We start from the raw sequence: 23,828 nt of genomic DNA, 5'->3' as shown, positions 1-23,828 counted from the left end.
ACGGTTGACCTACTGATTACAAGTCAGTTGCTCTACCAGCTGAGCTAAGTCGGCACTGCTTTAGTACGGGGCGAGATTCTAGAGTAAGGTTTATTGGGATGCAACCAAAAAATTAAAAAAAATGTGATTTAATGCTTCAAATGCTCACTATTCGCGCAAAAAGCTGTTTTTTTGTTGTTTTTAACTCTTTTTAGCTAACTCATACCAGTAATTTAAGCCTTTCATTACTAGCATTGGGTCGAAAATACTCTGTGAAAAATGCCCTTGTAACAGCTGACCATAACCACCCGCAAAAATTAAAAGGCTATTTTTTGTCTTTAAATGCAATCTTGCTTGCTCAATAGCACCCATAGTTGCCACTAAGGCTCCGTTTTTTAACCCATTAGGGGTGTTTTTTCCAAGCTCATTAGCAAATGGCGTGTTTGCATCATCAAATACCCGCTGAGTATTTTGAGTGAGTGATGAGGTCATTAAATCAAGCCCTGGTAGTATCCAACCACCTAAGTGCTGCCCATCATTATTGAGAACGTCTATAGTGGTAGCCGTGCCAGCATCAACAACAATAGCAGCCATATTAGGGTAAAGCGTATAACCGCTAATAAGCGCCAACCATCTATCTATACCCAAATTACCTACTTGCTGATACGCGCAGCGCAACCCACCAAGCTCACTACTAACCGTAGCCTCAAAACAATCAATATTATGCGTTTTGGCTTGCGCTAATAATTGTTTAAGTAACTCGCTACGACCAACACAAGCGTAAATAACAACCGTAATTTGCTGCCATAAAATATTATTAATATCACATGGCTGTATTTGCCCGTTTTCCCACAATACGGCTTTGAGTGAAGTATTACCTACATCAATTAACAATCTCATGCTTGCGCCTTTCTTAATGAAATCTCGCCGCCATAATAACTTTTTACTTCGCCGTCTTGGCGAATACGTACACCACCGTGCGCATCTATACCTTCACAAATGCCACGCCAACTACGATGCCCAGTATTAAGCTCTACCTGCTCGCCTGCAAACGCATTTAATGCATTCCATTGTTGATACATAGTTTGTAAGCCGTTCTCGCGATATTGCGCTAAGCGCTGCTCTAACCAATAAGTTAATGAAGCTACTAGTTGATTTTTATCTAGCTGCTGGGTGTGCTGACTCAAATCTGTCCATGCTTGGTCAATGTGCTGACTGGCACTTTGTGGCATATTTAAATTAATACCAATTCCTATCACCAACTGACACGGCCCTTGTGGTTGCCCGTCTAATTCAACTAATACGCCAGCGAGCTTTTGTTTTTTTATGTAAATGTCGTTTGGCCACTTTAACTCTACATCAATACCATAAAGTGCTTTTATCGCATCATACACCGCTAAACCAACAGCAATCGATACACCCATAGCGGCTTGTAAACCATCATCTAATCGCCAAAAATAGCTGTAGTATAAGTTGGCACCAAATGGCGATTGCCATACACGCCCTCGACGCCCGCGCCCTGCTTGCTGCATTTCGGCAACGATTACCGTGCCCGACTGAAGTGGTGTTTTAACCTGAATGCGGCGCATTAGTTCGCTGTTGGTTGAATCAATGAGCGGCTGCACTTCAATATTAGCGGTATTTTGCCCTAACTCAGCATAAAGCTGTTGTATTTTTTCCTGATTAAGTAACCCTACTTGGTTATTTAAGCAATAGCCTTTACCTGTAACTTTAAATACATCTAAGCCCATAGCTTGTAGGCTTTGAATGTGTTTACTAACAGCGGCACGACTAATTCCTAATTCCTCTCCTAAAGCTTGCCCAGAGACAAACCCGCCTTTATTAAGCGCATTTAAAATAGCTAGCTTGTTTCCATCAGGTGCTTTCATGCTAATTGCTCCAAAGAGATATGGCATTCATTGTGTTGGTCAATTAACCGCACTTCGTGTTCTAAGCTTATGTTATAGCGCGCTAAAACAGTGTTTTGAATATGGGTGATCATGCTGATCAAATCATCCCCTGTACTGTGACCATGGTTAACGAGCACCAAAGCTTGCTGCTGATGCACTTCAATACCGGCAATCTTATATCCCTTTAATCCCGCTTGTTCTATTAACCACCCCGCTGCGACTTTATGATGACCGGCTCCGTGTGGGTAATGAGGTAACTCAGGAAACTGCGCAAGTAACGGCACTAACGCAGCATTGGTAATAATTGGGTTTTTAAAAAAACTCCCAGCATTAGCTAGTTTATAAGGGTCTGGGAGTTTGCTATTGCGTGTTTGTATCACCTGCTCACATACTTGCTGTGGCGTCGGGTTTTTTAGTTGTTGTAGCGGTCCATAACTGAGTACTGGTTGCCATATTTTTGGCAGTTTAAAGCGCACTTGGGTGATCACTGCTTTATTTTTTAGCGCGTGTTTAAATACCGATTCACGATAAGCAAAGTGGCATTGCTGATTAGTTAAAGATTTGAAGCAGTTGCTATTAATATCAAAATAGTCAATAGCTTCTACAAATTGCGCAATCTCTACACCGTAGGCACCAATATTTTGCACTGGCGCAGCACCGACAGTGCCTGGTATGAGTGCTAAATTTTCAAACCCTGCTATGCCTTGCTCAAGCAAGTAAGTCACTAATTGATGCCAATTTTCACCGGCAGCCGCACTGACTAAAAAATCATTTTCCCGCTCAGTAATATTAATTCCTTGGGTCGCCATTTTAATAACCGTGCCAGCATAATCATTTAAAAAAATGGTATTACTGCCCTCCCCTAACAGACAAAAAGGCGCGTTAAAGCTCTGAGTTTGAAGCTGCGCTGAGTCGGTGATCTCAATAAAATTTTGGCATTGGCTACTTAATGCAAATGTATGTAGGGGTTGTAATGAGTGCGCCACAAGGGTCCTAAAGGTACCAGTAATTAATCGCTCTAGTTTAACTCATCGTCGCAAATTGCGCATCAGCTTGTAAAAATTGTTCAACCCACTGTGGCAATCATGTTATAAAACGGGTACTTTTTTATTTGTACTCAAGGTAATTATGAAAATCAAACCTCTTTTTTTAAGCCTCGTTATGGCCGGTATGTGCTCGCAAGCAATGGCTAGCGCTATTGATCAAAATTCCTACGCCAACCTTGATGATGTTATCACCACGCATTTAAACCTTGATTTAGACATCGACTTTGCCGACAAGCAATTAGAAGGTTTTGTTGAGCATACGCTACAATGGCAAAACGCGAAAAGCACAAAGCTAGTACTTGATACCCGCGATCTTGATATTGATAAAGTGATGTATCAAACAGCCAATGGCAATTGGCATAAAGCCAGTTTTAACCTTGCTAATCGCGACGATGTTAAAGGCTCAAAACTAACCATTACATTTAAAAGCCAAGCTGAAAAAGTCCGTATTTACTACAACAGTCGCCCAGAAGCGTCGGGCTTACAGTGGTTAACGCCAGAGCAAACAGCCAGTAAAACGCACCCGTTTATGTATAGTCAATCGCAAGCGATACATGCACGTAGTTGGATCCCTGTGCAAGATACACCGGCAATGCGTGTGACTTATTCTGCACGTATTCATACCCCTGAAGATGTGCGTGCGGTAATGAGTGCCGATAATAAAGATGCCCTTTATAAAGACGGTGATTACCACTTCAATATGCCACAAGCAATTTCGCCTTACTTAATTGCCATTGGTGCTGGTAACTTAGAATTTAAAGCGATGTCTAAACAAACCGGTATTTTTGCTGAACCGACTATTTTGGATGCCTCAGTTGCTGAATTTAATGACACCCAAGCGATGATCGACAAAACCAATGCGATGTATGGTGAATATGCTTGGGGTCGCTATGACTTACTTATGCTACCGCCTAGCTTCCCATTTGGTGGCATGGAAAACCCGCGTCTATCATTTATTACCCCAACCGTTATTGCTGGCGATAAAAGCCTCGTTAACCTGATTGCACATGAGCTTGCTCACTCTTGGTCTGGTAACTTAGTAACCAATGCCACATGGGAAGACTTATGGTTAAACGAAGGATTTACCTCTTATGTTGAAAACCGCATTATGGAAGAAGTATTTGGTCGCGACCGTGCAGTAATGGAGCAAGCGCTTGATGCTGCTGGCCTGCGTGCGCAACTTAAAACCATTGATGCACCAGACACTCGCCTTAATTTAAAACTTAATGGCCGCGATCCAGATGATGCGTTTAGCTCAGTGCCTTACACAAAGGGTCAGCTATTTTTAATCTACCTAGAAGAAAAATATGGCCGTGATAAGTTTGATGACTTTGTTAAAACTTACTTTAATGAATTTGCGTTTAAGTCACTAACCACTGCGCAATTTGTGACTTACATCAAAGCTAACTTAATTGAAAAGTACCCTGGTGTAGTGAGCATGGATAAAGTGAACGAGTGGATTTTTGAGCCTGGTTTACCAAGTGATGCACCTAACCCTACCTCTGATGCGTTCGATAAAGTAGATGCTGCAACACAAGCATGGTTAAAGGGGGATACAACTGCCGCACAATTACCTACTGCAAATTGGACAGTGCATGAATGGCTGCACTTTTTAAATAACCTACCGCGCGATTTAAGCATTGAAAAAATGACTGAATTAGACGGCGAGTTTAACTTAACCCAATCAACTAACGCAGAACGCGCATTTGCATGGTATATGCTAGCAGTAGGTAATGGTTACCAACCGATTTACCCTGCGCTTGATAAACACTTATCGGGTATTGGTCGTCGTAAGCTAATAGTGCCACTTTACAAAGCACTTATTACACATGGTAAAAAAGACTGGGCACAAAGCGTGTACTTAAAAGCACGTCCAGGTTATCACCCACTTGCACAAGGTACCATTGACGCGTTATTTGAATAAATAATAGCGTTACCAATAAACTAAAAAGGGCCAATTTGGCCCTTTTTTAATGCTTAATTATTTTGTTACTTTATCTAAAAAAGCCTGCCTTTCAGCGAGCGTTGCTTGTTGCCACCAAAAGTCGAGCATATTTGCCGCACTTGGCATGCCTTTTCCATTAATTGGCGTAATCGGTTTAATGGGACGACTCGGTTTTTGCGGGCCCGCTGGGGTTGCTATTGTTTGCTGGTTAAACTGTGCGCTTTGAACTTGTCGTTCGGCAATAATATTTAATGGCTTAGCTAAGGTGCTGCCTTTTGCTTTTAAACTCACTTGCGGTGCTTCAGCAAATACTTTTGCCGCTACCGCATTTTCAGCACGATTAAATACTAAGGTGTAATCTTTACCCGCTTCAATGGTTACATTCACCCAAAAAGGTTCTGATTCAATCACTTCATGATCGTCATAACCTAAGTCATATAAATCTGTGTATTTAAGTTTTAGCTGATAAGTACCCGGTGCTAATTCAACATCATCAACACGACTAAAAAGCGAACTTTCAATTATTCGGTCACCCACTTGCAAAGGAACAAATTCCTCAGGAAAGTGAATATTTTCTGCCAAACTCGATGCACTCAGTAAGAGCGCCGCTACACTGCCTAATAATATTGATTTACGCATAATTACTCCTTTAGTTGATTTCAGTTTGACACTGCTAGCAAAATTTGTCATTAGTGACACATATATTAATCAAATAAATTAGAGTCATCATTATGAGCCAAGAGACTATTTTTACTAAAATTATTAATCGCGAAATTCCAGCCGATATTATTTACGAAGACGATGACACGCTAGCGTTTAAAGACATTAATCCTCAAGCGCCATTTCATGTATTAATTATTCCCAAGCAACCAATTGCCACTATAAATGATATAAATAATGAAAACTCACATTTAGTTGGTAATTTATACACGGTCGCCGCAAAACTGGCCAAGCAACACAACTTTAGCGATGACGGCTACCGCGTTGTGATGAACTGTAATGAACATGGTGGCCAAACTGTGTATCACATACATTTACATATGCTCGCAGGTAAAGAAATGGGCTGGCCTCCATACCAAGAAACTAAAAAAACGGCGCTATAGTGCTTAGTTAAATCTTAGATTAGTTTAAAAAAATCAAAAATACGGCGTTTTTCTTACTACACGAAAAAAAACAATTACTTATTTGCAACATTTTATGTTTAAATAATCGGAAATCGCACCTTTTCTCCAGTGAAATAACGATTCTCTAATACAAAAGGTGTGTAGGGATTGTGGTAAAATTAATTAGCCAGCTTTATAAAAGAGTAAAAAAAACATGAGCAGTTCAGCCTTTTTGTTGTTAGATGAAGAACCAATTAACACTATTGGTATTAACGTTTTAGAGCCATTGTTAAAAACACAAGGCCTTGACGTTACTACGGGTACAAATATTTTAGATGTTCCGGTAGGTACTCGCTTATTGTTCATTGAAACATCAAGTAAAGACGCATGGACAAAGCTAAAAGAGCAACTCGTTAACTTACGCATCAAGTGCGATATTGTGTTGTTCAATTTAGATGAAAACCCAGAGCTTGCTAATCGCGCATTGCTTAGCGGTATTCGTGGTGTATTTTACACCACAGATAATGCCGATGTACTCATGAAAGGGATTCGTTTATTACTCGAAGATCAGCTTTGGTATCGTCGTGACATTATGTGTAATGCGCTTAACCGCATGCTGCAATTTAATAAAGATGCGCTGCATAAGCTAACTGATGGTGATATTGAACCAATAAAGCTAACGAAGCGTGAAAAAGCAATTATCTCGTTAATGAGTAATGGTTCTAAAAATAAAGAAATTGCTGAAGAGTTAAGTATTAGCCCGCATACGGTTAAAACTCATTTATACAGTGCATTTAGAAAAACTAAATGCCGTAACCGTATTGAATTACTTTCTTGGGCACAACAAAACATTCCTGACGAAATTCGTTAACGTTTGTTTGAATAAATACCATACAGGCACTTTAAGTGCCTGTTTTTATATCTTCTTTAAAAAACGCTGTTGGGGTCTTAATGCTCGACTCATTTACGCTTTATTTTGCCAGTATCGCCGTTATAACAGTGATGACGCTACTGAACTTTTTAACCTGGCGTACCAATAAGCATGTTCCCGGCACGTTACTTTATATTTTCTATCCTTTACTGCTATTAACTGCCATTGTTAGTTTTGCACTAATAGGCAAAATTCCTGATCAGATTGCCATTACCCTTGCTAATAACATGATGTTTTTAGCTTCTATTGTGCATTGTTTGTCACTGAGTCAATTTTTAAATTATCATGGTCGTGGCCTTAAGTTTGTTTGCCTATTTACAGCGCTCAGCGCTTTGATGCTTGTTTATTTCACATTTTTACAGCCTTCAATGCGCTCGCGGGTATATATTTCTGATTTGCAGCATATTGTAGAGGCCACTTTTTTATTATTTATATTTATAAAATATGCGCGAAAACCCTACCCTAACGCCAGCATTGTTTACATAATTATTTTAACTTTAGTTGCAGCAAGTTTTATTACCCGAAGCCTATTTATGGATGACATTGCACAACAGGATGCCATTTTAAATTCATGGTTTAACTCACTGTTATTTTTAAACAGTGTTATTGCCCCCATGTTTTATGCTGCAGGTATGGCGTTGTTATGTAATGAGCGCAGGGAATTACGACTTAATAAGCTCACTGAAAAAGCTCATAAAGATTTAGAAATTCGCGGACTGTTTTTATCCACCATCAGCCATGAAATACGCACACCACTAAACGGCATATTAGGCAGTGCACAACTGATATTAAATCAAACCAGCGACAGCCGCAATAAAGCCTATTGTGAGGCAATTATCAATTCAGCAGAGTCACTCAACTTACTGGTAGATAAAGTGCTGGAATACGCAAGCTTAGATCAGCACGACGAAGCCCTGTACGAAGAAGACATAGAGTTTAAAACATGGCTGCAAAACTTATGTTTGCTGTTAAGCCCTCTGGCCGAACAAAAACAACTTAAATTTGAGCTTGCCTGTAATATCCCCGATAAAGCCTGTTACTACTGCGACCAACAAAAACTCAGACAAATTATTATTAACCTTGTAGGTAATGCGATTAAATTTACCGATAACGGTATGGTAAAAGTACAAATAGATTTAGTTAATGAAACCCAGCTAGATCACACTCTTAAAGTAAGTGTACTCGATTCAGGCCCCGGTATTGAAAAAGATGAAATTGATTATTTAACTGAGCCCTACATTCAAAGCAGTGCCGGTAAAGAAAAAGGCGGAACAGGCCTCGGACTTGCTATAACTAGTCGCCTTCTCGATAAAATTAATAGCCAGCTAGAAATTACCAGTGAGCTGGGAGTAGGTAGTGTATTTAGCTTTAACATGACGTTAGCCATTGGTGAGCTTAGTCTCGTCGAGCAACGCCATCAAAGTAAAGACTATTTAACCGGACTCGATGTATTACTTGTTGAAGATTTAGATCTGAACCAAAAAATTGCCGTTGAATTTATGGCAGACGACGAGCATAAAATTAAGCTCGCTAAAGATGGCAAAAGTGCGATTGAGTTGATGAAAAAATACCACTTTGATGTGGTGCTACTTGATATGAACCTACCCGATTTAACAGGGCAACAGGTACTAAAAACACTCAAACGGGTGGAGCATAAAAATCAGCGAACGCCGGTGCTGGCCTTTACTGCCAGTTTAAGCCCTGATGAAATAAAAGAATACTTAGCATTGGGTATTAAAGACATTGTTGGCAAGCCATTAAAGCAAGAAAAACTACGCCAAGCATTGAGTGATTCACAGTCAACACAAACAGCTAACATTGCCGTCGATCTGGTTGATACGTTATACGATGAAACAGCAACAGAGACCCTTACAAGCTCTTTTAGTATTGATGAAGTGTCTTCTATTTATAATGAATTTATTCTTTCTGCTCGTAATAAGCTGAGCCGTTGCCAAGCTTTATTAGAGCAAGACCCCGAGCAATGCATTAAGTTATTACATCGCCAAGCCAGCACCGCCATGCAACTTGGCTTTAATAGCTATGGATTATCTCTTAAAAAAATTGAGCGACGCTTACTAGATAAAAAACCATTAAATAACTCATTAAATGAAGCCAGCACACTGTGGCAACACAGTTTAGAGGCGTATTTAAAGTATGTACGGCAAGGGCTAGGGTAAAAACGGGCTACGGGCTACGGGCTACGGGCTACGGGCTACGGGCTACGGGCTACGGGCTACCAAGTTTTACTGCAGTGACAAATAATCAAGTATTTTCACTATTTATACTGTTACTTTCTGCCGTATATATCGTCAAATCGCTCTATATCGCTTTCATCTAAAATGGCACCCGTTTGAACTTCAATAACAACTAAGGGCTCGGGCTGATTATTCGCTAAACTGTGCAGCTGTTTTGCAGCAATATAACAAGATTGGTCGTGGGTCAGCGTTAAGCTTTGCTGGTCAATACATATATCTGCAGTGCCTGATACTACCACCCAATGCTCAGCGCGGTGCTGATGACGCTGCGTTGAGAGCCTAGCCCCACTATTAACGGTTATTTTTTTTACTTTAAAACCGATACTTTCTACCAGCGTACGATAATTTCCCCAAGGGCGGTAAACCACCTGATGGTGTGTCAGTTTGTTATTATGTGTTGTTGCCAGTTGCTTGAGCAATAACGGGAGGGCATCAAGCGCATTTTGATCAGCAATTAAAGTGGCGTCGTGGGTATGAATAATTGCTAAATCGCTTACTCCTAATGTCGCTATTGTGTGTCCATCTTCGCTAATAACTAAGTTGTTACTACTGTTTTGGGCGATATGTTCTTGGTGTGGGTTATTACCCTGTGGCTCTTTTTTACTTAGCGCTGCCAGTGCAGAAAAACTACCCACATCGCTCCAATTTAATGCAACGGGCATTACCACCACATTATTGCTGCGCTCTAAAATAGCATAATCAATCGAGTCACTTGGGCAAGATTCAAGTGCATGAGTATTTGCTCTAGTAAACGCTAAGTCTTGTTTAAAATCAGTGGCACTAGCAACACTTTTAGCTATTTTTGGCGCAAAGCGTTCCAGCTCTTTTAGATATGCCGCGGGAGTAAATAAAAACATGCCACTGTTCCAACTATAACCGCCCTCAGCTAAATAAGTTAATGCAGTTGCTAAATCAGGCTTTTCTTTAAACTGGTCAACTTCAAAACAACAGCTATCTTTAATGGCTGCGCCCTGTTTTATATACCCATAACCTGTGTGTGGCTCTGTTGGTGTGATTGAAAATGTAACTAATTTACCTTGCTCAGCAAGTTTAATCGCATCAGATAACTGAGCAGTTAATGGCGTAAAATCTTCAATATGATGATCGGCAGGCATCACCAACAAAGGACCTGTAATATTATTTTTTAATGCATAGTGCGCGGCAAGGGCAATAGCTGGTGCGGTATTTTTGCCTTCTGGCTCAAGTACTATGGCATGGGGTTTTGCAAATGCTGCCTGCTGCGCGGCAATAAATCGATGCTGCTCATTACAGACCAAAATAGCGGGATTAAAGCCCTCAGTTGCAACACGCACTAACGTACTTTGCAATAACGACTGCTGGTTTTTATTATCAAGCAAAGATAAAAACTGCTTTGGCATTGCTTGGCGCGACAGCGGCCAAAGCCGTGTGCCAATACCGCCAGCTAAAATTACCGGTGTAATAAGGGTTGTATTCATAAAGCCGCCAATAAAAATATCAGCGGCTATTTTAGCACTTTATCGGCTGGGCGCTAATTTATACCAATGTAAAAGCATCGGCATCTAAATGTGCCGGAAATTTAGCTCTAAACTCATCAAGCGGCGCTTTATTTAATGTGATTGTTAATAATGCTGGCTGGTCATCATTCGCTTTAATCAGTGGATCACCTTTAAAGTCATACACTGCGGTTCCACCGCTGTGGTCAATACCATTACCATCTTCGCCAACCCGATTTACGCCAACCACGTAGCACAGGTTTTCCATTGCTCGCGCCATTAATAAGGTATCCCACACATTACGTCTTGCAGCTGGCCAGTTGGCAATATTTATCATCACGTCGTAGTCATTGTTATTGCGCTGAAACACCGGAAAACGTAAATCGTAGCAAACTTGCGGTAAAATTTTAAACCCATTTAGCTCAAACACTTCACGCGTTTGCCCTGGCACTACAAACTCGCCTTCGTTACCCAAACAAAATAAGTGGCGTTTATCGTAATAACGCACATCACCACTTGGTTTTACCCAATAAAACCGGTTGGCCTTTTTGTCTTCTTGGGTTACCAATACTGAGCCAGCAATCACTGCATTATGTTTTTTAGCTTGTGTTTTAAGCCAACCCAGTACTGAGCCATTTTCAGGTTCGCCACAATCAAGGTTAACCGCAAATCCAGTGGCAAAGGTTTCGGGCAATACAATTAAATCAGGTTGATTGTTGATGTTAGCAAGTTGTTGTTCAAACATAGCTAAATTGGCTTTTTTATCGAGCCAATGTAGCGAGCTTTGCAATAATGTAAAAGTTAAAGTTGACATAAAATGCGCGCCGCCTCTATTAAGGTTTGATCGTTTTTAGCAAAACATAAACGAATAACTTTATCGTTATTTGGCTGCTGGTAAAATACACTCAGTGGAATGGCTGCCACGCCTGCTTGTTCTGCTAACCATTGGCAAAATTCTACGTCATTTAAATCCGATACATCACTGTAATCAAGCAGTAAAAAGTAGGTGCCTTCACTTGGTAAAATGCTAAAACGGCTGTCTTGTAGAGCATTACTGAGTACATCGCGCTTTTGTTGATAAAACTCACTTAACTGGTCAATGTGTTCAGCGTGTTGCTCTAACATATCTGCTAATGCATGTTGCGCAGGCGTAAAGCTTGAAAAAGTAACATACTGATGAATCTTTCGAAATTCTTCGCATAAATCAGTGGGCGCAATACAGTAGCCCATTTTCCAACCGGTGCTATGAAAGGTTTTACCAAAGCTTGAAATAACAAAGCTTTTTACCAGTAGTTCCTCGTCACCTAGTGCACTTAAGTGTGGTTGTTGATCAAACGTTATATGCTCATAAACCTCATCACTTATGACATATAAATTGTGAGCGCTCACTAGCTTTTTAGTTCGTTGATATCTTGCTGCTTTAATACTTTACCGCTTGGGTTATGCGGAGTATTAATAATAATTGCACGAGTATTTACTGTGATAGCTTGATTTACCATTTGCCAATTTATGGCGTAATCTGGCGCGGCTAACGCAACATGCACTGACTTGCCGCCTGCCAGTTCAATAGCGGGCTGATATGAGTCGTATGCAGGATCAAATATAATAACTTCATCACCCGCGCGCACGATTGTTTGAATCGCTACAAATAGTGCTTCAGTTGCTCCTGAAGTTATAGTTACTTGGCTTGTTCCATCAATTTGCGCTTTGTATTTGCGCTGAACTAATGCTGCAATTTGCTGCTGCAGTTTAGGTACACCGCTGGAAGGCGAGTATTGATTAACCCCTTGCGTTACATACTGGCTTAACTGCGCTTTTAAATACTCAGGGGTATCAAACTCAGGAAAACCTTGCGAAAGATTAATTGCCGAAAACTTATTAGCCAAGCCACTCATTTGGCTAAATATACTAATACCTAAATTGGGGAGTTTACTGTCAAACACGAAGTCTCCTGATGATGGTTTTGTGTACAGAGCAGTGCTATGATTAAAAACGGAAGTTTAGCCGTCTAAACTGTACTTTAATTGTTATTTGTGAGGAAAATATGCAAGACAACCATACCGCTATTTCAAACCTTATAGAAGCCGCAAAATGGATTAGCCAACAAGGTTGGGTTCCTGCCTCGGGTGGAAGTTTATCAGCTCGCACCCAAAATGGCTTTGTTATAACGACTAATGGCTGCGATAAGGCCCAACTTACCCATGAGCATTTTTTACAGTTAGACCAGCAAAACTTAAATACTCCTCAGGCGTTATCAAGCGAAGCGAAATTACATTTAAGTTTGTATCAGTTAATTCCTGAGGCGCAATGTGTATTGCATACTCAATCTGTTGCAGCAACGGTGCTTTCACAAGTAACGCAAGCTCATCAGCTTGATTTAAGCGGTTACGAAATGCAAAAAGCGCTCAGTGGTTTTACCTCACATTTAGAAACCTTAAGCATTCCTATTTTTGATAATGACCAAGATATTGATCGTTTGAGCTTATTAGTCAGCGATCACCATTTGCACTCACCGATTAAATTTGGTGTATTAATTCGCGGTCATGGCTTATATGCAGTTGGCAAAAATATTGCTGAAGTGCGTCGCCACCTAGAAGCACTAGAGTTTTTGTTTAGCTGCGAATTAGAGCGATTAAAAATCACCGGCATTCAAGCGAGCAATACACTTCATCATCAATAATTAACAAGCAAGTATTTAATGATAATGCTCGTACATTTTATCTAGCGGCTCAGAAAGGCCGCTTTCTTGCACAATACGCACATGTTTGCGTTTTAATTCGCGAGCACTGGTAACGCCACAAGAATGTGCAATAAGCCCTGCACCGTAATGAATGTATTTATTATAATTTGCGACCCGCTGCGCTTTATCTTCAACATTTAAACCACGTTGCAAACGTTCATTATGCGTAGTAATTCCTGTTGGGCAGGTATCTTTATTACATTGCATAGCCTGAATGCAGCCTAGTGCAAACATATGCCCTCGCGCAGAAACCACAAAGTCGGCTCCTAGTGCTAGTGCCCATGCGACTTTGGAAGGAACAATTAACTTACCCGAAACAATAATTTTAACTCGCTCTCTAAGCCCATGTTTCTTTAATAGCTGTATCACTAAAGGAAGGCTTTCTTTAAGCGGTAACCCCACAGAATCTAATAAAGATTGTGGTGCTGCGCCTGTACCGCCATCCGCACTATCAATAGTAATAAAGTCGGGTGCAGACTCAATACCACGATGATTAATCTCGGCAAATAAACTTTCTAACCAAGTATGCTCACCAATAACCGCTTTAAAACCTGTCGGTTTACCGGTTGTAGTCCTGATGGTGGTAAGCATGTCTAGAATATCGTTTGGATTTTTTATTTCTGGGTGCCCATTTGGGCTAATAGAATCCTGCCCTTCGGGTATGCCTCTTATTTTGGCAATTTCAGCATTCACTTTTCGCCCAGGTAACATGCCGCCTTTGCCTGGCTTGGCACCTTGGCTCATTTTCAGTTCAAACATTTTAACTGTTGGGTGTGCAGCAACGGCTTTTAGCTTTTCTGTACTTAAATTTCCCTGCTCGTCGCGTACACCATATTTAGCCGTACCAATTTGAAACACGATATCGGCACCACCTTCTAAGTGATACGGACTAAGTCCGCCTTCCCCCGTGTTCATCCAACAACCGGCTAATTTTGCTCCCTTTGAGAGTGCACGAACAGCAGGGCTAGATAGCGCACCAAAGCTCATGCCCGATATATTAAATAACGAATTTGTGGTGTAAGGAAATTTACAATAAGACCCAAGCGTTACGTTGCTAGGCGCTAAGGCTTCTTCATCTAAGGTAGGAAATGCGCAGTTCATAAACATTACGGTGCCTGTCGTTTCTAAGCTTTGGGTTGAACCAAAAGCAGCCGTATGATCAACATCTTTAGCAGCCCGATATACCCAACTGCGTTCGGCGCGATTAAAGGGCATTTCTTCACGGTCGAGAGCAAAAAAATACTGACGAAAAAACTCACCTTGGCGTTCAAAAAAGTAGCGAAAACGTCCAATTACCGGATAATTACGCCTAATAGCATGCTTTGTTTGGGTAATATCTCGAACATAAAAAATAGCAATTAATATAACCAGCAATCCAAATACAACAATAAATAAGCTGGCAAACACATCGATACTAAACATTATAAATTGACTCATTACTTATCCTTAAATGCTAAAAAGCGTGATGTCATTAAATAACACCACGCTTTTATAGTTTCAAAATAATACGCTATTAGCTATCTGTTTTTGCTAATTCTTCTTGTATATATAAACGTATTTGCTGCTCAAGCAGCGATAAAGGCACTGAACCATGGCGCAATATTTGATGATGAAACTCACGAATATCAAACTGCTGACCTAATGCTTGCTCGGCCTCTGCACGCAGACGTTTAATTGTTAACTCACCAATTTTGTATGACAACGCTTGTGCAGGCCATGAAATATAACGATCGGTTTCTGTTTTTACATTGTGTAATGAAAGCGCAGTATTATCGGCCATAAAGTTCATTGCACGCTCACGACTCCAGCCGTACATGTGCATCCCCGTATCAACCACTAAACGTGCAGCACGCCACATTTCGTAGGTTAAACGACCAAAGTTGCTGTACGGGTCTTGATAAAAACCCGCTTCAACGCCTAAGTACTCTGAATACAGTCCCCAGCCCTCACCAAACGCTGATAAATACGCATCACGGCGATAGCTAGGTAAGCTTTCAAGTTCTGCATTGAGTGATATTTGTAAATGATGACCCGGAACAGCTTCGTGCAAAGTTAATGCTTCTAAAGCATAGAGTGGTCGTTTATCTAAAGCGTAGGTATTCACCCAATAAAAGCCGGCTTGATCATCACGGCTCGAACCCGAATAGCGCCCAGTAGTGTACTTAGGAGCAATATTGGCAGGCACCGGCGCTACGCCATAAGGTTTACGTGGTAAGGTATGAAATAATTTAGGTAACTGTGCATCCATTTTTTTTGCAATATACGCGGCCTCTTTTAATAATTGCTCAGGCGTTGTGGCGTAAAACTGCGGATCTGTTCGTAAAAAGTGGATAAATTCTGCAAATGTGCCTTTAAAACCGACTTCTTTAATAACCGCTTCCATTTCACTACGAATGCGCGCAACCTCCGCTAAACCCAGCTCATGTATTTCTTTTGGGGTCATTTGTGTGGTGGTGTAATATTTAGCACGATTTGCATAAAAGGCCTCACCATTCGGTGTTGACGAAATACCAATATCACTACGTGCGCCTGGTAAGTATTCGTTATTAAAAAAAGTTAAGTAGTCTTTGTAGGCATTAATAACTTGGCTGCTAATAATAGCTTTAGCTTGTTGTTGTAACGCTGCAAATTCACTATCACTTAAACCAGCGGTATTGTTTAAAAAAGGCTTATAAAATTCAGATTGTGTGACGTCATCAACAATGTAAGCAGTAATCGAGTCTTGATAACCAATTAACACCGCTTTGGGTTGAGTTAAACCAACTTCTAATCCTTTGCGCATCCAACCTATATTTTGCTCAAAAAAGCGCGGAACTTGCTTTAATCGCTTTAAATAGTGTTGATAATCTTGTGCGGTTTTATAATCAGAGCTATTAACAATAAACGATAAGCTTGAATGAAAGCCATATTCTGACGTTAAAGGCATGTAGTGCGTATTAAATACATATTCATCAACACTATTTTGCACTTGCGCTCGAATAATACTGTAGTTAATTTGGTTTTCATCACTGAGCTTACTTACATCTATGGCATCTAAATCTGCTAATAACTGCGTGTTTTTTTGATATTGCTGTGCTAAAAATTCAGCTGACAAATTAGGTAATAAGTAGCCATCAACGCCTTCGGGGTTACTATACGGGCTTACATTTTGGCGGTGCTGTACGATATTTTCAGCCGTTTGCGTAAATTGCTGATCGGCGTTAATTGCGGTGAGCTGACACGCGCTTAATGAGCACACTAAGGTGACACTTAATAAGGAAAGACGCATTTGTTTTGAAAGAGATAAATTCATAGTGATTGATCTTAGTAATATTACAGATGTGATAAACCTATCGTAGCCTAGATAAATAGCAAATAGATATACGACCAACTGCGCAAAATATACGCCCGTGAGATATTGTATTAACTTAAGTTAATACTTAACAATTAGAGTAATTGCTCAAAAAAGCAACGGTTATTGAATTTATAGCGCCATTTTAGCCAACTACGACTCATTTTACTTTTAAATCACAGATATAATGATTATTGTATCTGCGCTTGGAAGCAAATTGCCTTATTGGACGAGTTTTATAAATCAGCATTTATGCGTATTTGGTTGGTAATTGCAAATGATGTTCCATGACTCCATGGCTATAGCACAAGAAAAAATGACAAAAGTATGTATGTTTTTAGAGCATCATGTTTTGCCTCCTACCCCCTTAAATTTTCAAGTTGTGTATACATACACTAGTAAAATCCATTTTGCGCTTAACAATGCTATTGATGATGCCATAGATGCCCATCAAAATATTGATGAGCTGTTTATTGAACAACTCTATTTTGAATATTTAAATCAAGGGCATAAAACCGAAGTAGCCATGATTGAAAACGTCAATGGCGTGATCAATTCACTATCGCAAAATGCTCAACAGACCGAAAAAAAGCTAAACGACTTTGCAGGTCATGTTAATGACTGTATGCACTCTCTAGATGAAAATAATATTGCCAACAGCCGTATTGCTTTAGAAAGGCTTAATGAACAAACTCAGCTTTTATTAACGCAACAAGCTCAATTTAAACACCAACTAAGTCAGGCCAAAAAACTACACGAAGCAACTAAAATACAACTTAATACCCTACGCAAACAACATGTGATTGACCCACAAACTGGCTTATACAAACGCCATTATTTAACCAAACAAACACAGTTATGGTTAAAACAAGACAAATCAATCTCAGCTATTGCCATTCAAATTGATAATTTAGAGCATTTTATTAATAATTTTGGCGATGCCATTGGCGAAGTGATTTTAAATAAAGTGGCTAAGCAAGTGCAAAAATATGTTTCGCAAAGTGGCTTAGCCGGACGCTCTGCAAAAGATCAATTCATCGTTTTACTTGCTAACATAGAACCCGAAACCGCTAACCTTATTGCACAAAAAGTGATAAGCGGAGTTGAAAAACTACGCTTTATAAGTTCAAAAAGCGATCTAAAACTCCCTCCCATTTCTCTCTCTCTAGGGATTACGGAACAACAACAAGGCGACTTTAACCAACTTGTTAAAAGTGCCTCAAACGCGGCCTTTAAATCACGCACATCTCAATAGCCAATTACACTGTTCACACAATAAATTAGCCATGGCTAGCGCATTTTAATCCCAGATTCTAACAGGGTTGAGCGATAATCATCGTCTAGCCCTGCCATTTTCTTTTTTCTCGCCATACTGGCTGTTTTAGTTGTATCTTGTTTAAATAACGCCATGGCTATTTTTCTCATTACGTTAAAAACAAGGGGTCCTTGCTTCTTACGGATTCTTGATTCATCTTCCCTAAAGTTCATATCCAACATCCAATGCATACTTTCAACCTGCCAGTGGCTTCGTACCGCATTAAGAGCTTGCTCCGCACCTAACGCTAACGAACTAATATACCAACGCGTTTCTATCGTGTCTGTACCTGATGATTTATCGTGAACCTCAGCGGTTACTTGAATAACACTCTTTAAGCCAGACCATTGGTAGATTTTATCTAACCAGCTTTTATCAATAAGCAATTGCTGACAAACCCTTGTTTCAATGCGCCCATGCCCTGAGCTTATTTCGGTATGTTTATCATAGTTGCTATTGGTCAATCCTTCGCGCTCACTCTTGTGCCACCAAGCTTCTAATTCACTCTGCATACCTGAATGGTTACCTTTGAGCGCTAGGATATAATCAGCTTTTTGTTTAATTATTTGTTTCGCTATTTCTTGCTGGCAGCCCATAGCATCAAGTGTAATGATGCTATTTTCAATATCTAGCATGGTGAGTAACTCAGGTATGGCTGTGATTTCATTTGTTTTGCTATCAACGGCTGTTTGCCCTAAAACTAACTGGTGTTGGCAGCTCCATGCACTGACGGTATGTAAAGCACTTTTTCTATCTTTGGTTGTAAATGAACGACGTGCAGTTTTTCCATCCATAGCAATAATATCAGCACCCGTGGTTTCAATAAGTGAAGATATCCAAGATTGAAATGCATGCTCTATTTCATCTGATTTTAACCGACAAATGACACGGGCTATGGTGTCGTGTCTTGGAATACCCGCGTTGAAAGCGCCATATCTTTTTAACCAATCAAGTTTTAGATGCCCAAAGTCTTCAATATCCTCCCATCCTTGTGCACCGGAGATTACTGCACTAATGGCTAAAAGGAGAATATCGATAAGCTCATGCTTTTTACAGCGTTCAATGCGAGGATCGGTAATTGAATTAAAGTGTTTCAGAAAAGTAGCGCTCATATTTTACGTGACCAAGGTGATTATTATGCCTTGATCTGATCACTACATATTCTATAAGTTCAATTTATAATGATCTTGCCGTGATAAATTAGCTGATAAATCATATTCAAATTGCACCCTTGGTGCACAATCAAGTACACTAGTCTTTATTACCACGATAGAGATTAATCATGAACGAGAACCCTGAAAAGACCACGCATTTTGGCTATAAAACTGTTGCCGAAACCGAAAAAGCTTCTATGGTTGCTGATGTGTTTCATTCTGTTGCGACAAAATACGATGTTATGAATGATCTCATGTCTTTTGGTATTCATCGCTTATGGAAACGTCAAACAATCGCTAGTTCAGGCATTCGTAAAGGCCATCATGTATTAGACTTAGCCGGTGGTACTGGCGATTTAACCGCAAAGTTTAGTCAACTTGTTGGCGATACCGGCCAGGTTGTTTTAGGTGATATAAACTCTTCAATGCTAAAGGTTGGCCGCGAAAAGCTGCATAACTTAGGCCTTGTCGGTAACATTAATTATGTGCAAATGAATGCTGAAGCATTACCTTTTCCTGATAATAGTTTTGATTTAATTACGATTGCTTTTGGCTTACGTAATGTTACCGACCAAAATAAAGCGTTGCGCTCTATGTACCGTATTTTAAAGCCAGGTGGTCGTTTACTCATTCTTGAGTTTTCGAAACCAGAGCAAGAGCTTCTCAGCAAAGCGTATGATTTTTACTCTTTCAACATTTTACCTACTATGGGTAAGCTAGTTGCTAACGACAGTGAATCGTACCAATACTTAGCCGAGTCAATTCGTATGCATCCAGATCAAGAAACGCTTAAATCGATGATGGTCGAAGCGGGATTTGAGCAAACGACTTATCAAAATCTAACAAGTGGCATTGTTGCGCTTCATCGTGGATTTAAATACTAAGGTTAGTAATTTATGGCGCTTGAAGAAAACAATAAAGAACAACCGGCTACAAGCAGTTTTTTTATGCTACCGAGTTTTGTGCTTTCGCTTATTGAACAAATACTAAATCAAGCGCTTAAACTCGACCCGAGCTTACACGATAAACTAAATGTAGTAGAGCATCAGCGTTTATTGGTTGAAGTTAGAGACTGGCAGCAAAAAATAGTCATTACCTATGCCAATCAGCAGCTACATCTTTACACTGCATTAGAACATGCTGACGCTGATTGTATGATCAGTGCCACCATAGATACATTGTTAGCACTGAAAAACCCTGCCATGATGACTCAACTTATTCGCCAAAATAAACTTGATTTAGAAGGCGATTTAAATATAGCTCAAAATTATAGTTCCGCCTTTTCAAGTGTAGACATTGATTGGCCAGAGCAACTAGCAAAGCATATTGGCGACGCGCCTGCACAACAACTTTATTTACATTTGCAGTCGCTTAAGCAGCAAGGTAAAAAAGCAAAGTCTCAGCTAGACAGTACTTTTATTAGTGTGTGCCAAGATGAATTGGCAATCACCATTCATCCATTAGAGCTTGCGCAATTTAAACAACAAAATAGAGCACTAAAAGGCCAAGTTGCCGCCATTGAGCAACGTATTAACGCCTTAATTAAAGCTCTTTAACGCGCTAAGGATTTTTTGTGTCAACTGCCCGACTGTATTACATAACTAAAACTCTGCTTAGCTACGGACTCGATGAGCTTATTCCAAAACACAAAGCACCTTGGTTTGCTAAACTTGCACGAGGAAGTTTGTTTTGGTTGCGCAACCAACACAAAGATAAACCACCTGGCTTAAGGCTTCGATTAGCACTGCAACAACTTGGCCCAGTGTGGATAAAATTTGGCCAAATGCTCTCAACCCGTCGTGACTTGTTACCCCACGATATCGCGCTAGAGTTAGCATTTTTACAAGATCAGGTAGAACCTTTTGAAGGTGAATTAGCGCAAAAGATCATCGAAAAAGCATTAGAAATAGATGATATTAGCCAGCTATTTAGCGAGTTTTCACAAACCCCCTTGGCATCGGCCTCAATTGCTCAAGTGCATACTGCCACCCTCGTTGACGCGCAGGGCGAATCGCAAGATGTTGTTATTAAAGTTATTCGCCCTAACATTGAGCAGCAAATTAATGCCGATTTAGCCTTAATGGAAAAATTAGCTAAAGTTGTTGGTAAGTTAATTAATGAAGCGAAACGCTTACGCCCTGTAGAAGTGGTTAAAGAGTATAAAAAAACATTACTCGATGAACTAGACTTAATGCGTGAGGGTGCTAACGGCATTCAATTAAAGCGTAACTTCGAAGGTTCAGAATCTCTTTATATCCCCACTGTATATAGTGATTACAGCCGCAATAATGTATTAGTTATGGAGCGAATTTACGGTATTCCTGTTTCGGATACTGAGGCGCTCATGGCACAAAATACCAATATGAAGTTATTAGCAGAGCGCGGAGTGGAAGTGTTTTTTACTCAAGTATTCCGCGATAGTTTTTTTCATGCAGATATGCACCCTGGCAATATTTTTGTGTCGCGCGAAAACCCGCACAATCCTAAATATATTGGTATAGATTGTGGTATTGTGGGAACACTTAACAAAGAAGATAAACGCTATTTAGCTGAAAACTTTATTGCCTTTTTTAATCGTGACTACCGCCAAGTAGCTCAGCTACATGTTGATTCAGGGTGGGTGCCGCCCGATACCAGCATTGAAGAGTTTGAATTTGCCATTCGTACCGTTTGCGAGCCCATTTTTAATAAACCACTGGCTGAAATATCATTTGGCCATGTACTGGTTAATTTATTTAATACTGCACGTCGTTTTAATATGCAGGTTCAACCACAACTCGTATTATTACAAAAAACCTTGTTGTATGTTGAAGGCTTAGGTCGCCAGCTTTATCCACAACTAGATTTGTGGAAAACCGCAAAACCGTTTTTAGAAGACTGGGTAAAACAACAGGTTGGCCCGCTTTCTGTACTAAAGCAAATGTATGCAAACTTGCCGTTTTGGGCAGAAAAAATGCCTGAGTTGCCTGATTTAATTTATCAAAATTTAAAACGAGCACCGCACGCACAACCTCCAACATCAACGGTTTCACATAAGCCCTTGGTTTTAGGACTTTTTAGTAGTGCAGCGATGATTGTTTCAGCATTATTTTATTTACAATACAACTTAATGGCTGCTGGCGTTGTCTTAGGCTGTGCTGTAGTTGGCTTTATAGCGGCTTGGCGCCGCGCATAAACTAAGTGCTATTTACCGCTGTGGGCGTATAATCAGCATTTAATCTTAATATTAACGGCTTTAAAAGCAGGAGAAAACCATGGGGTTTGGTGGTATTAGTATTTGGCAGCTATTAATTGTACTTGCAATCATTGTACTTTTATTTGGTACCAAAAAGCTACGCGGTATCGGTGGTGATTTAGGCGGTGCAGTTAAAGGTTTTAAAAAAGCGATGTCGGATGAGCAAAGCGCTGAAAAACAAGCCAGCGAAAATAAAACAGAACACATTGAAAAATCAGCAGAATCAACACCTATCGATTCAAGTACAACTAGCAAAACTAAAGACAACGACAAGGTTTAACCAGCATGGGAATGTGGGAGCTTGTTGTTGTATTTATTGTCGGTTTGGTGGTGCTTGGTCCTGAGCGTTTACCTGTCGCTATTAGAACTGTGAGCCGTTGGGTTAAAACAGCAAAAGCAATGGCCAATTCCGTAAAAGCGGAGGTGAGTGAGGAGCTTCGTGTGCATGAGCTACACGAAAATCTAAAAAAAGCAGAGCAACAAGGTCTTAAAGATTTAAGTCCTGACCTACAAAATTCTGTTTCTGAGCTACAACAAGCGGCGCAATCAGTCACCCGTAGCTATAAAAAAAGTCAAACGCCAGCATCAAATAGCCAACAAACAGATGACTCAAAGTGAACATAGCACTCTCTTTTTTTCATGCACTTAATACACGGTATAAAACACAATGACTGAGGAAGTAAAATCAGGGTTTGTCGCTCATTTAATTGAATTGCGTGACCGGCTAATTAAATCGTTATTGAGTATTTTAGTGATTTTTATTGGCTTAATTTACTTTGCAAACGATATTTATACCTTTGTAGCCGCTCCGTTAGTTGCTCATTTACCTAGTACAGCCACTATGATTGCAACGGATGTTACTGCACCGTTTTTTGCCCCTTTTAAGCTGACGTTGTTTGTTGCTTTATTTGCTGCCATTCCTTGGATTTTGCATCAAATTTGGGGGTTTATAGCCCCGGGTTTATATCAACATGAAAAGAAAATGCTGATGCCCATATTGGCTTCCAGTATTATCTTATTTTATAGTGGCATTGCTTTTTGTTATTTTGTGGTGCTACCTATAATTTTAGGGTTTTTCACTAGTGTAGGGCCGCAAATGATGACACTTGCGCCCGATATAAGTAGTTATTTAGGCTTTGTGCTCAAGCTGTTTTTTGCTTTTGGGATCGCATTTGAAATCCCAGTTGCAATTATGTTGCTCTGCTGGAGCGGTGCAACAACCACACAAAGTCTAAAAGACAAGCGTCCCTATATAGTGGTTGGCGTATTTGTAGTGGCAATGTTTTTAACGCCTCCTGATGTGCTTTCACAAACCCTATTGGCACTACCTATGCTGCTTTTATTTGAGCTTGGTTTAATTTTAGCTAAATTTTATACCGCAAAACCACAACAAGAATCTAAGGAATAAT

The 23,828-nt window shown here is 40.1% G+C and carries 21 protein-coding genes and 1 pseudogene; 12 read left to right on the top strand and 10 right to left on the bottom strand.

The features are described from left to right. Positions 1 to 180 precede the first annotated feature (180 nt). From MTN96_RS28085 to murB, 3 genes are read right to left on the bottom strand one after another with little or no spacing between them, the layout of a single operon-like run. Positions 181 to 879 carry a type III pantothenate kinase gene (locus MTN96_RS28085; RefSeq protein ID WP_069438921.1) on the bottom strand — a complete coding sequence of 233 codons (699 nt, stop codon included), beginning with the start codon at positions 877 to 879 and terminating at the stop codon, positions 181 to 183. Next, the gene (birA, locus tag MTN96_RS28080) at positions 876 to 1,868 is read right to left on the bottom strand and encodes a bifunctional biotin--[acetyl-CoA-carboxylase] ligase/biotin operon repressor BirA (protein WP_248533551.1); all 993 of its coding nucleotides are present in this window, start codon (positions 1,866 to 1,868) and stop codon (positions 876 to 878) included. The genes MTN96_RS28085 and birA overlap by 4 nt, the downstream gene beginning before the upstream one ends. Then, positions 1,865 to 2,875, bottom strand: coding sequence for a UDP-N-acetylmuramate dehydrogenase (gene murB, locus MTN96_RS28075; protein ID WP_214552924.1), 1,011 nt, complete (start codon positions 2,873 to 2,875; stop codon positions 1,865 to 1,867). Before murB ends, birA begins: the two co-directional genes overlap by 4 nt. Before the next feature lie 142 nt (positions 2,876 to 3,017). Here murB and MTN96_RS28070 point away from each other — a divergent pair, with 142 nt between their 5' ends. After that, positions 3,018 to 4,859, top strand: coding sequence for a M1 family metallopeptidase (locus tag MTN96_RS28070; protein WP_248533550.1), 1,842 nt, complete (start codon positions 3,018 to 3,020; stop codon positions 4,857 to 4,859). Between the two features lie 57 nt (positions 4,860 to 4,916). Here the strand turns inward: MTN96_RS28070 and MTN96_RS28065 are convergent, their stop codons facing one another. Beyond that, entirely contained in the window at positions 4,917 to 5,519 is a 603-nt protein-coding gene (locus tag MTN96_RS28065; protein ID WP_214552925.1) for a DUF2057 domain-containing protein, read from the bottom strand. A gap of 92 nt (positions 5,520 to 5,611) precedes the next feature. Here MTN96_RS28065 and MTN96_RS28060 point away from each other — a divergent pair, with 92 nt between their 5' ends. The 3 genes from MTN96_RS28060 to MTN96_RS28050 all read left to right on the top strand — a co-directional run bounded on the left by MTN96_RS28060 (position 5,612) and on the right by MTN96_RS28050 (position 9,091). Beyond that, a complete protein-coding gene (locus MTN96_RS28060; RefSeq protein ID WP_013466185.1) occupies positions 5,612 to 5,983 on the top strand; it encodes a histidine triad nucleotide-binding protein in 372 nt (123 codons plus the stop codon). 214 nt (positions 5,984 to 6,197) lie between these two features. Then, positions 6,198 to 6,854 carry a response regulator transcription factor gene (locus MTN96_RS28055; RefSeq protein ID WP_008108518.1) on the top strand — a complete coding sequence of 219 codons (657 nt, stop codon included), beginning with the start codon at positions 6,198 to 6,200 and terminating at the stop codon, positions 6,852 to 6,854. A gap of 80 nt (positions 6,855 to 6,934) precedes the next feature. Continuing rightward, positions 6,935 to 9,091, top strand: a complete 2,157-nt coding sequence (locus MTN96_RS28050) for a response regulator (protein WP_248533549.1) — start codon at positions 6,935 to 6,937, stop codon at positions 9,089 to 9,091. Between the two features lie 110 nt (positions 9,092 to 9,201). Here the strand turns inward: MTN96_RS28050 and MTN96_RS28045 are convergent, their stop codons facing one another. The 3 genes and pseudogenes from MTN96_RS28045 to MTN96_RS28035 form a co-directional block, all read right to left on the bottom strand. Beyond that, positions 9,202 to 10,626, bottom strand: coding sequence for a mannose-1-phosphate guanylyltransferase/mannose-6-phosphate isomerase (locus MTN96_RS28045; protein ID WP_248533548.1), 1,425 nt, complete (start codon positions 10,624 to 10,626; stop codon positions 9,202 to 9,204). A gap of 58 nt (positions 10,627 to 10,684) precedes the next feature. After that, positions 10,685 to 11,458: an amidohydrolase gene (locus MTN96_RS28040; RefSeq protein ID WP_069438915.1), complete on the bottom strand. Its 774-nt coding sequence runs from the start codon at positions 11,456 to 11,458 to the stop codon at positions 10,685 to 10,687. Continuing rightward, a pseudogene (locus tag MTN96_RS28035) lies at positions 11,446 to 12,587 on the bottom strand (methionine aminotransferase). Before MTN96_RS28035 ends, MTN96_RS28040 begins: the two are co-directional and overlap by 13 nt. A gap of 101 nt (positions 12,588 to 12,688) precedes the next feature. Here MTN96_RS28035 and MTN96_RS28030 point away from each other — a divergent pair. Next, the gene (locus MTN96_RS28030) at positions 12,689 to 13,324 is read left to right on the top strand and encodes a methylthioribulose 1-phosphate dehydratase (RefSeq protein WP_138627384.1); all 636 of its coding nucleotides are present in this window, start codon (positions 12,689 to 12,691) and stop codon (positions 13,322 to 13,324) included. Positions 13,325 to 13,339: 15 nt separating this feature from the next. On the opposite strand, the gene MTN96_RS28025 is transcribed toward MTN96_RS28030, so the two are convergent. Both MTN96_RS28025 and MTN96_RS28020 read right to left on the bottom strand, forming a co-directional pair. Next, entirely contained in the window at positions 13,340 to 14,821 is a 1,482-nt protein-coding gene (locus MTN96_RS28025; protein ID WP_248533546.1) for an FMN-binding glutamate synthase family protein, read from the bottom strand. 76 nt (positions 14,822 to 14,897) lie between these two features. Beyond that, positions 14,898 to 16,676: a DUF885 family protein gene (locus tag MTN96_RS28020; protein ID WP_214552928.1), complete on the bottom strand. Its 1,779-nt coding sequence runs from the start codon at positions 16,674 to 16,676 to the stop codon at positions 14,898 to 14,900. Positions 16,677 to 17,010: 334 nt separating this feature from the next. On the opposite strand from MTN96_RS28020, the gene MTN96_RS28015 reads away from it, so the two are divergent. Next, positions 17,011 to 17,970: a diguanylate cyclase domain-containing protein gene (locus MTN96_RS28015; protein WP_248533556.1), complete on the top strand. Its 960-nt coding sequence runs from the start codon at positions 17,011 to 17,013 to the stop codon at positions 17,968 to 17,970. 35 nt (positions 17,971 to 18,005) lie between these two features. Here MTN96_RS28015 and MTN96_RS28010 read toward each other — a convergent pair whose 3' ends face one another. Continuing rightward, positions 18,006 to 19,142: an ISAs1 family transposase gene (locus MTN96_RS28010; RefSeq protein WP_024602346.1), complete on the bottom strand. Its 1,137-nt coding sequence runs from the start codon at positions 19,140 to 19,142 to the stop codon at positions 18,006 to 18,008. A gap of 170 nt (positions 19,143 to 19,312) precedes the next feature. On the opposite strand from MTN96_RS28010, the gene ubiE reads away from it, so the two are divergent. The 6 genes from ubiE to tatC all read left to right on the top strand — a co-directional run bounded on the left by ubiE (position 19,313) and on the right by tatC (position 23,827). After that, a complete protein-coding gene (gene ubiE / locus MTN96_RS28005; RefSeq protein ID WP_248533544.1) occupies positions 19,313 to 20,068 on the top strand; it encodes a bifunctional demethylmenaquinone methyltransferase/2-methoxy-6-polyprenyl-1,4-benzoquinol methylase UbiE in 756 nt (251 codons plus the stop codon). A gap of 12 nt (positions 20,069 to 20,080) precedes the next feature. Next, positions 20,081 to 20,740, top strand: a complete 660-nt coding sequence (locus tag MTN96_RS28000; RefSeq protein ID WP_036980608.1) for an SCP2 domain-containing protein — start codon at positions 20,081 to 20,083, stop codon at positions 20,738 to 20,740. Positions 20,741 to 20,757: 17 nt separating this feature from the next. Next, positions 20,758 to 22,359 carry a ubiquinone biosynthesis regulatory protein kinase UbiB gene (ubiB, locus tag MTN96_RS27995; protein ID WP_248533541.1) on the top strand — a complete coding sequence of 534 codons (1,602 nt, stop codon included), beginning with the start codon at positions 20,758 to 20,760 and terminating at the stop codon, positions 22,357 to 22,359. A 79-nt stretch (positions 22,360 to 22,438) separates the two neighbouring features. Beyond that, the gene (tatA, locus tag MTN96_RS27990; RefSeq protein WP_013466200.1) at positions 22,439 to 22,699 is read left to right on the top strand and encodes a Sec-independent protein translocase subunit TatA; all 261 of its coding nucleotides are present in this window, start codon (positions 22,439 to 22,441) and stop codon (positions 22,697 to 22,699) included. A 5-nt stretch (positions 22,700 to 22,704) separates the two neighbouring features. Continuing rightward, complete coding sequence (tatB, locus tag MTN96_RS27985) at positions 22,705 to 23,037, top strand: Sec-independent protein translocase protein TatB (protein ID WP_036980612.1); 333 nt, start codon at positions 22,705 to 22,707, stop codon at positions 23,035 to 23,037. A 49-nt stretch (positions 23,038 to 23,086) separates the two neighbouring features. After that, positions 23,087 to 23,827: a twin-arginine translocase subunit TatC gene (tatC, locus tag MTN96_RS27980; protein ID WP_138627379.1), complete on the top strand. Its 741-nt coding sequence runs from the start codon at positions 23,087 to 23,089 to the stop codon at positions 23,825 to 23,827. Position 23,828: the final 1 nt, after the last annotated feature.

Source organism: Pseudoalteromonas sp. 2CM28B, from assembly GCF_023161935.1.
Note: the sequence above shows the minus strand (reverse complement) of the source record. Positions and strands in the feature narration are given on the sequence as shown.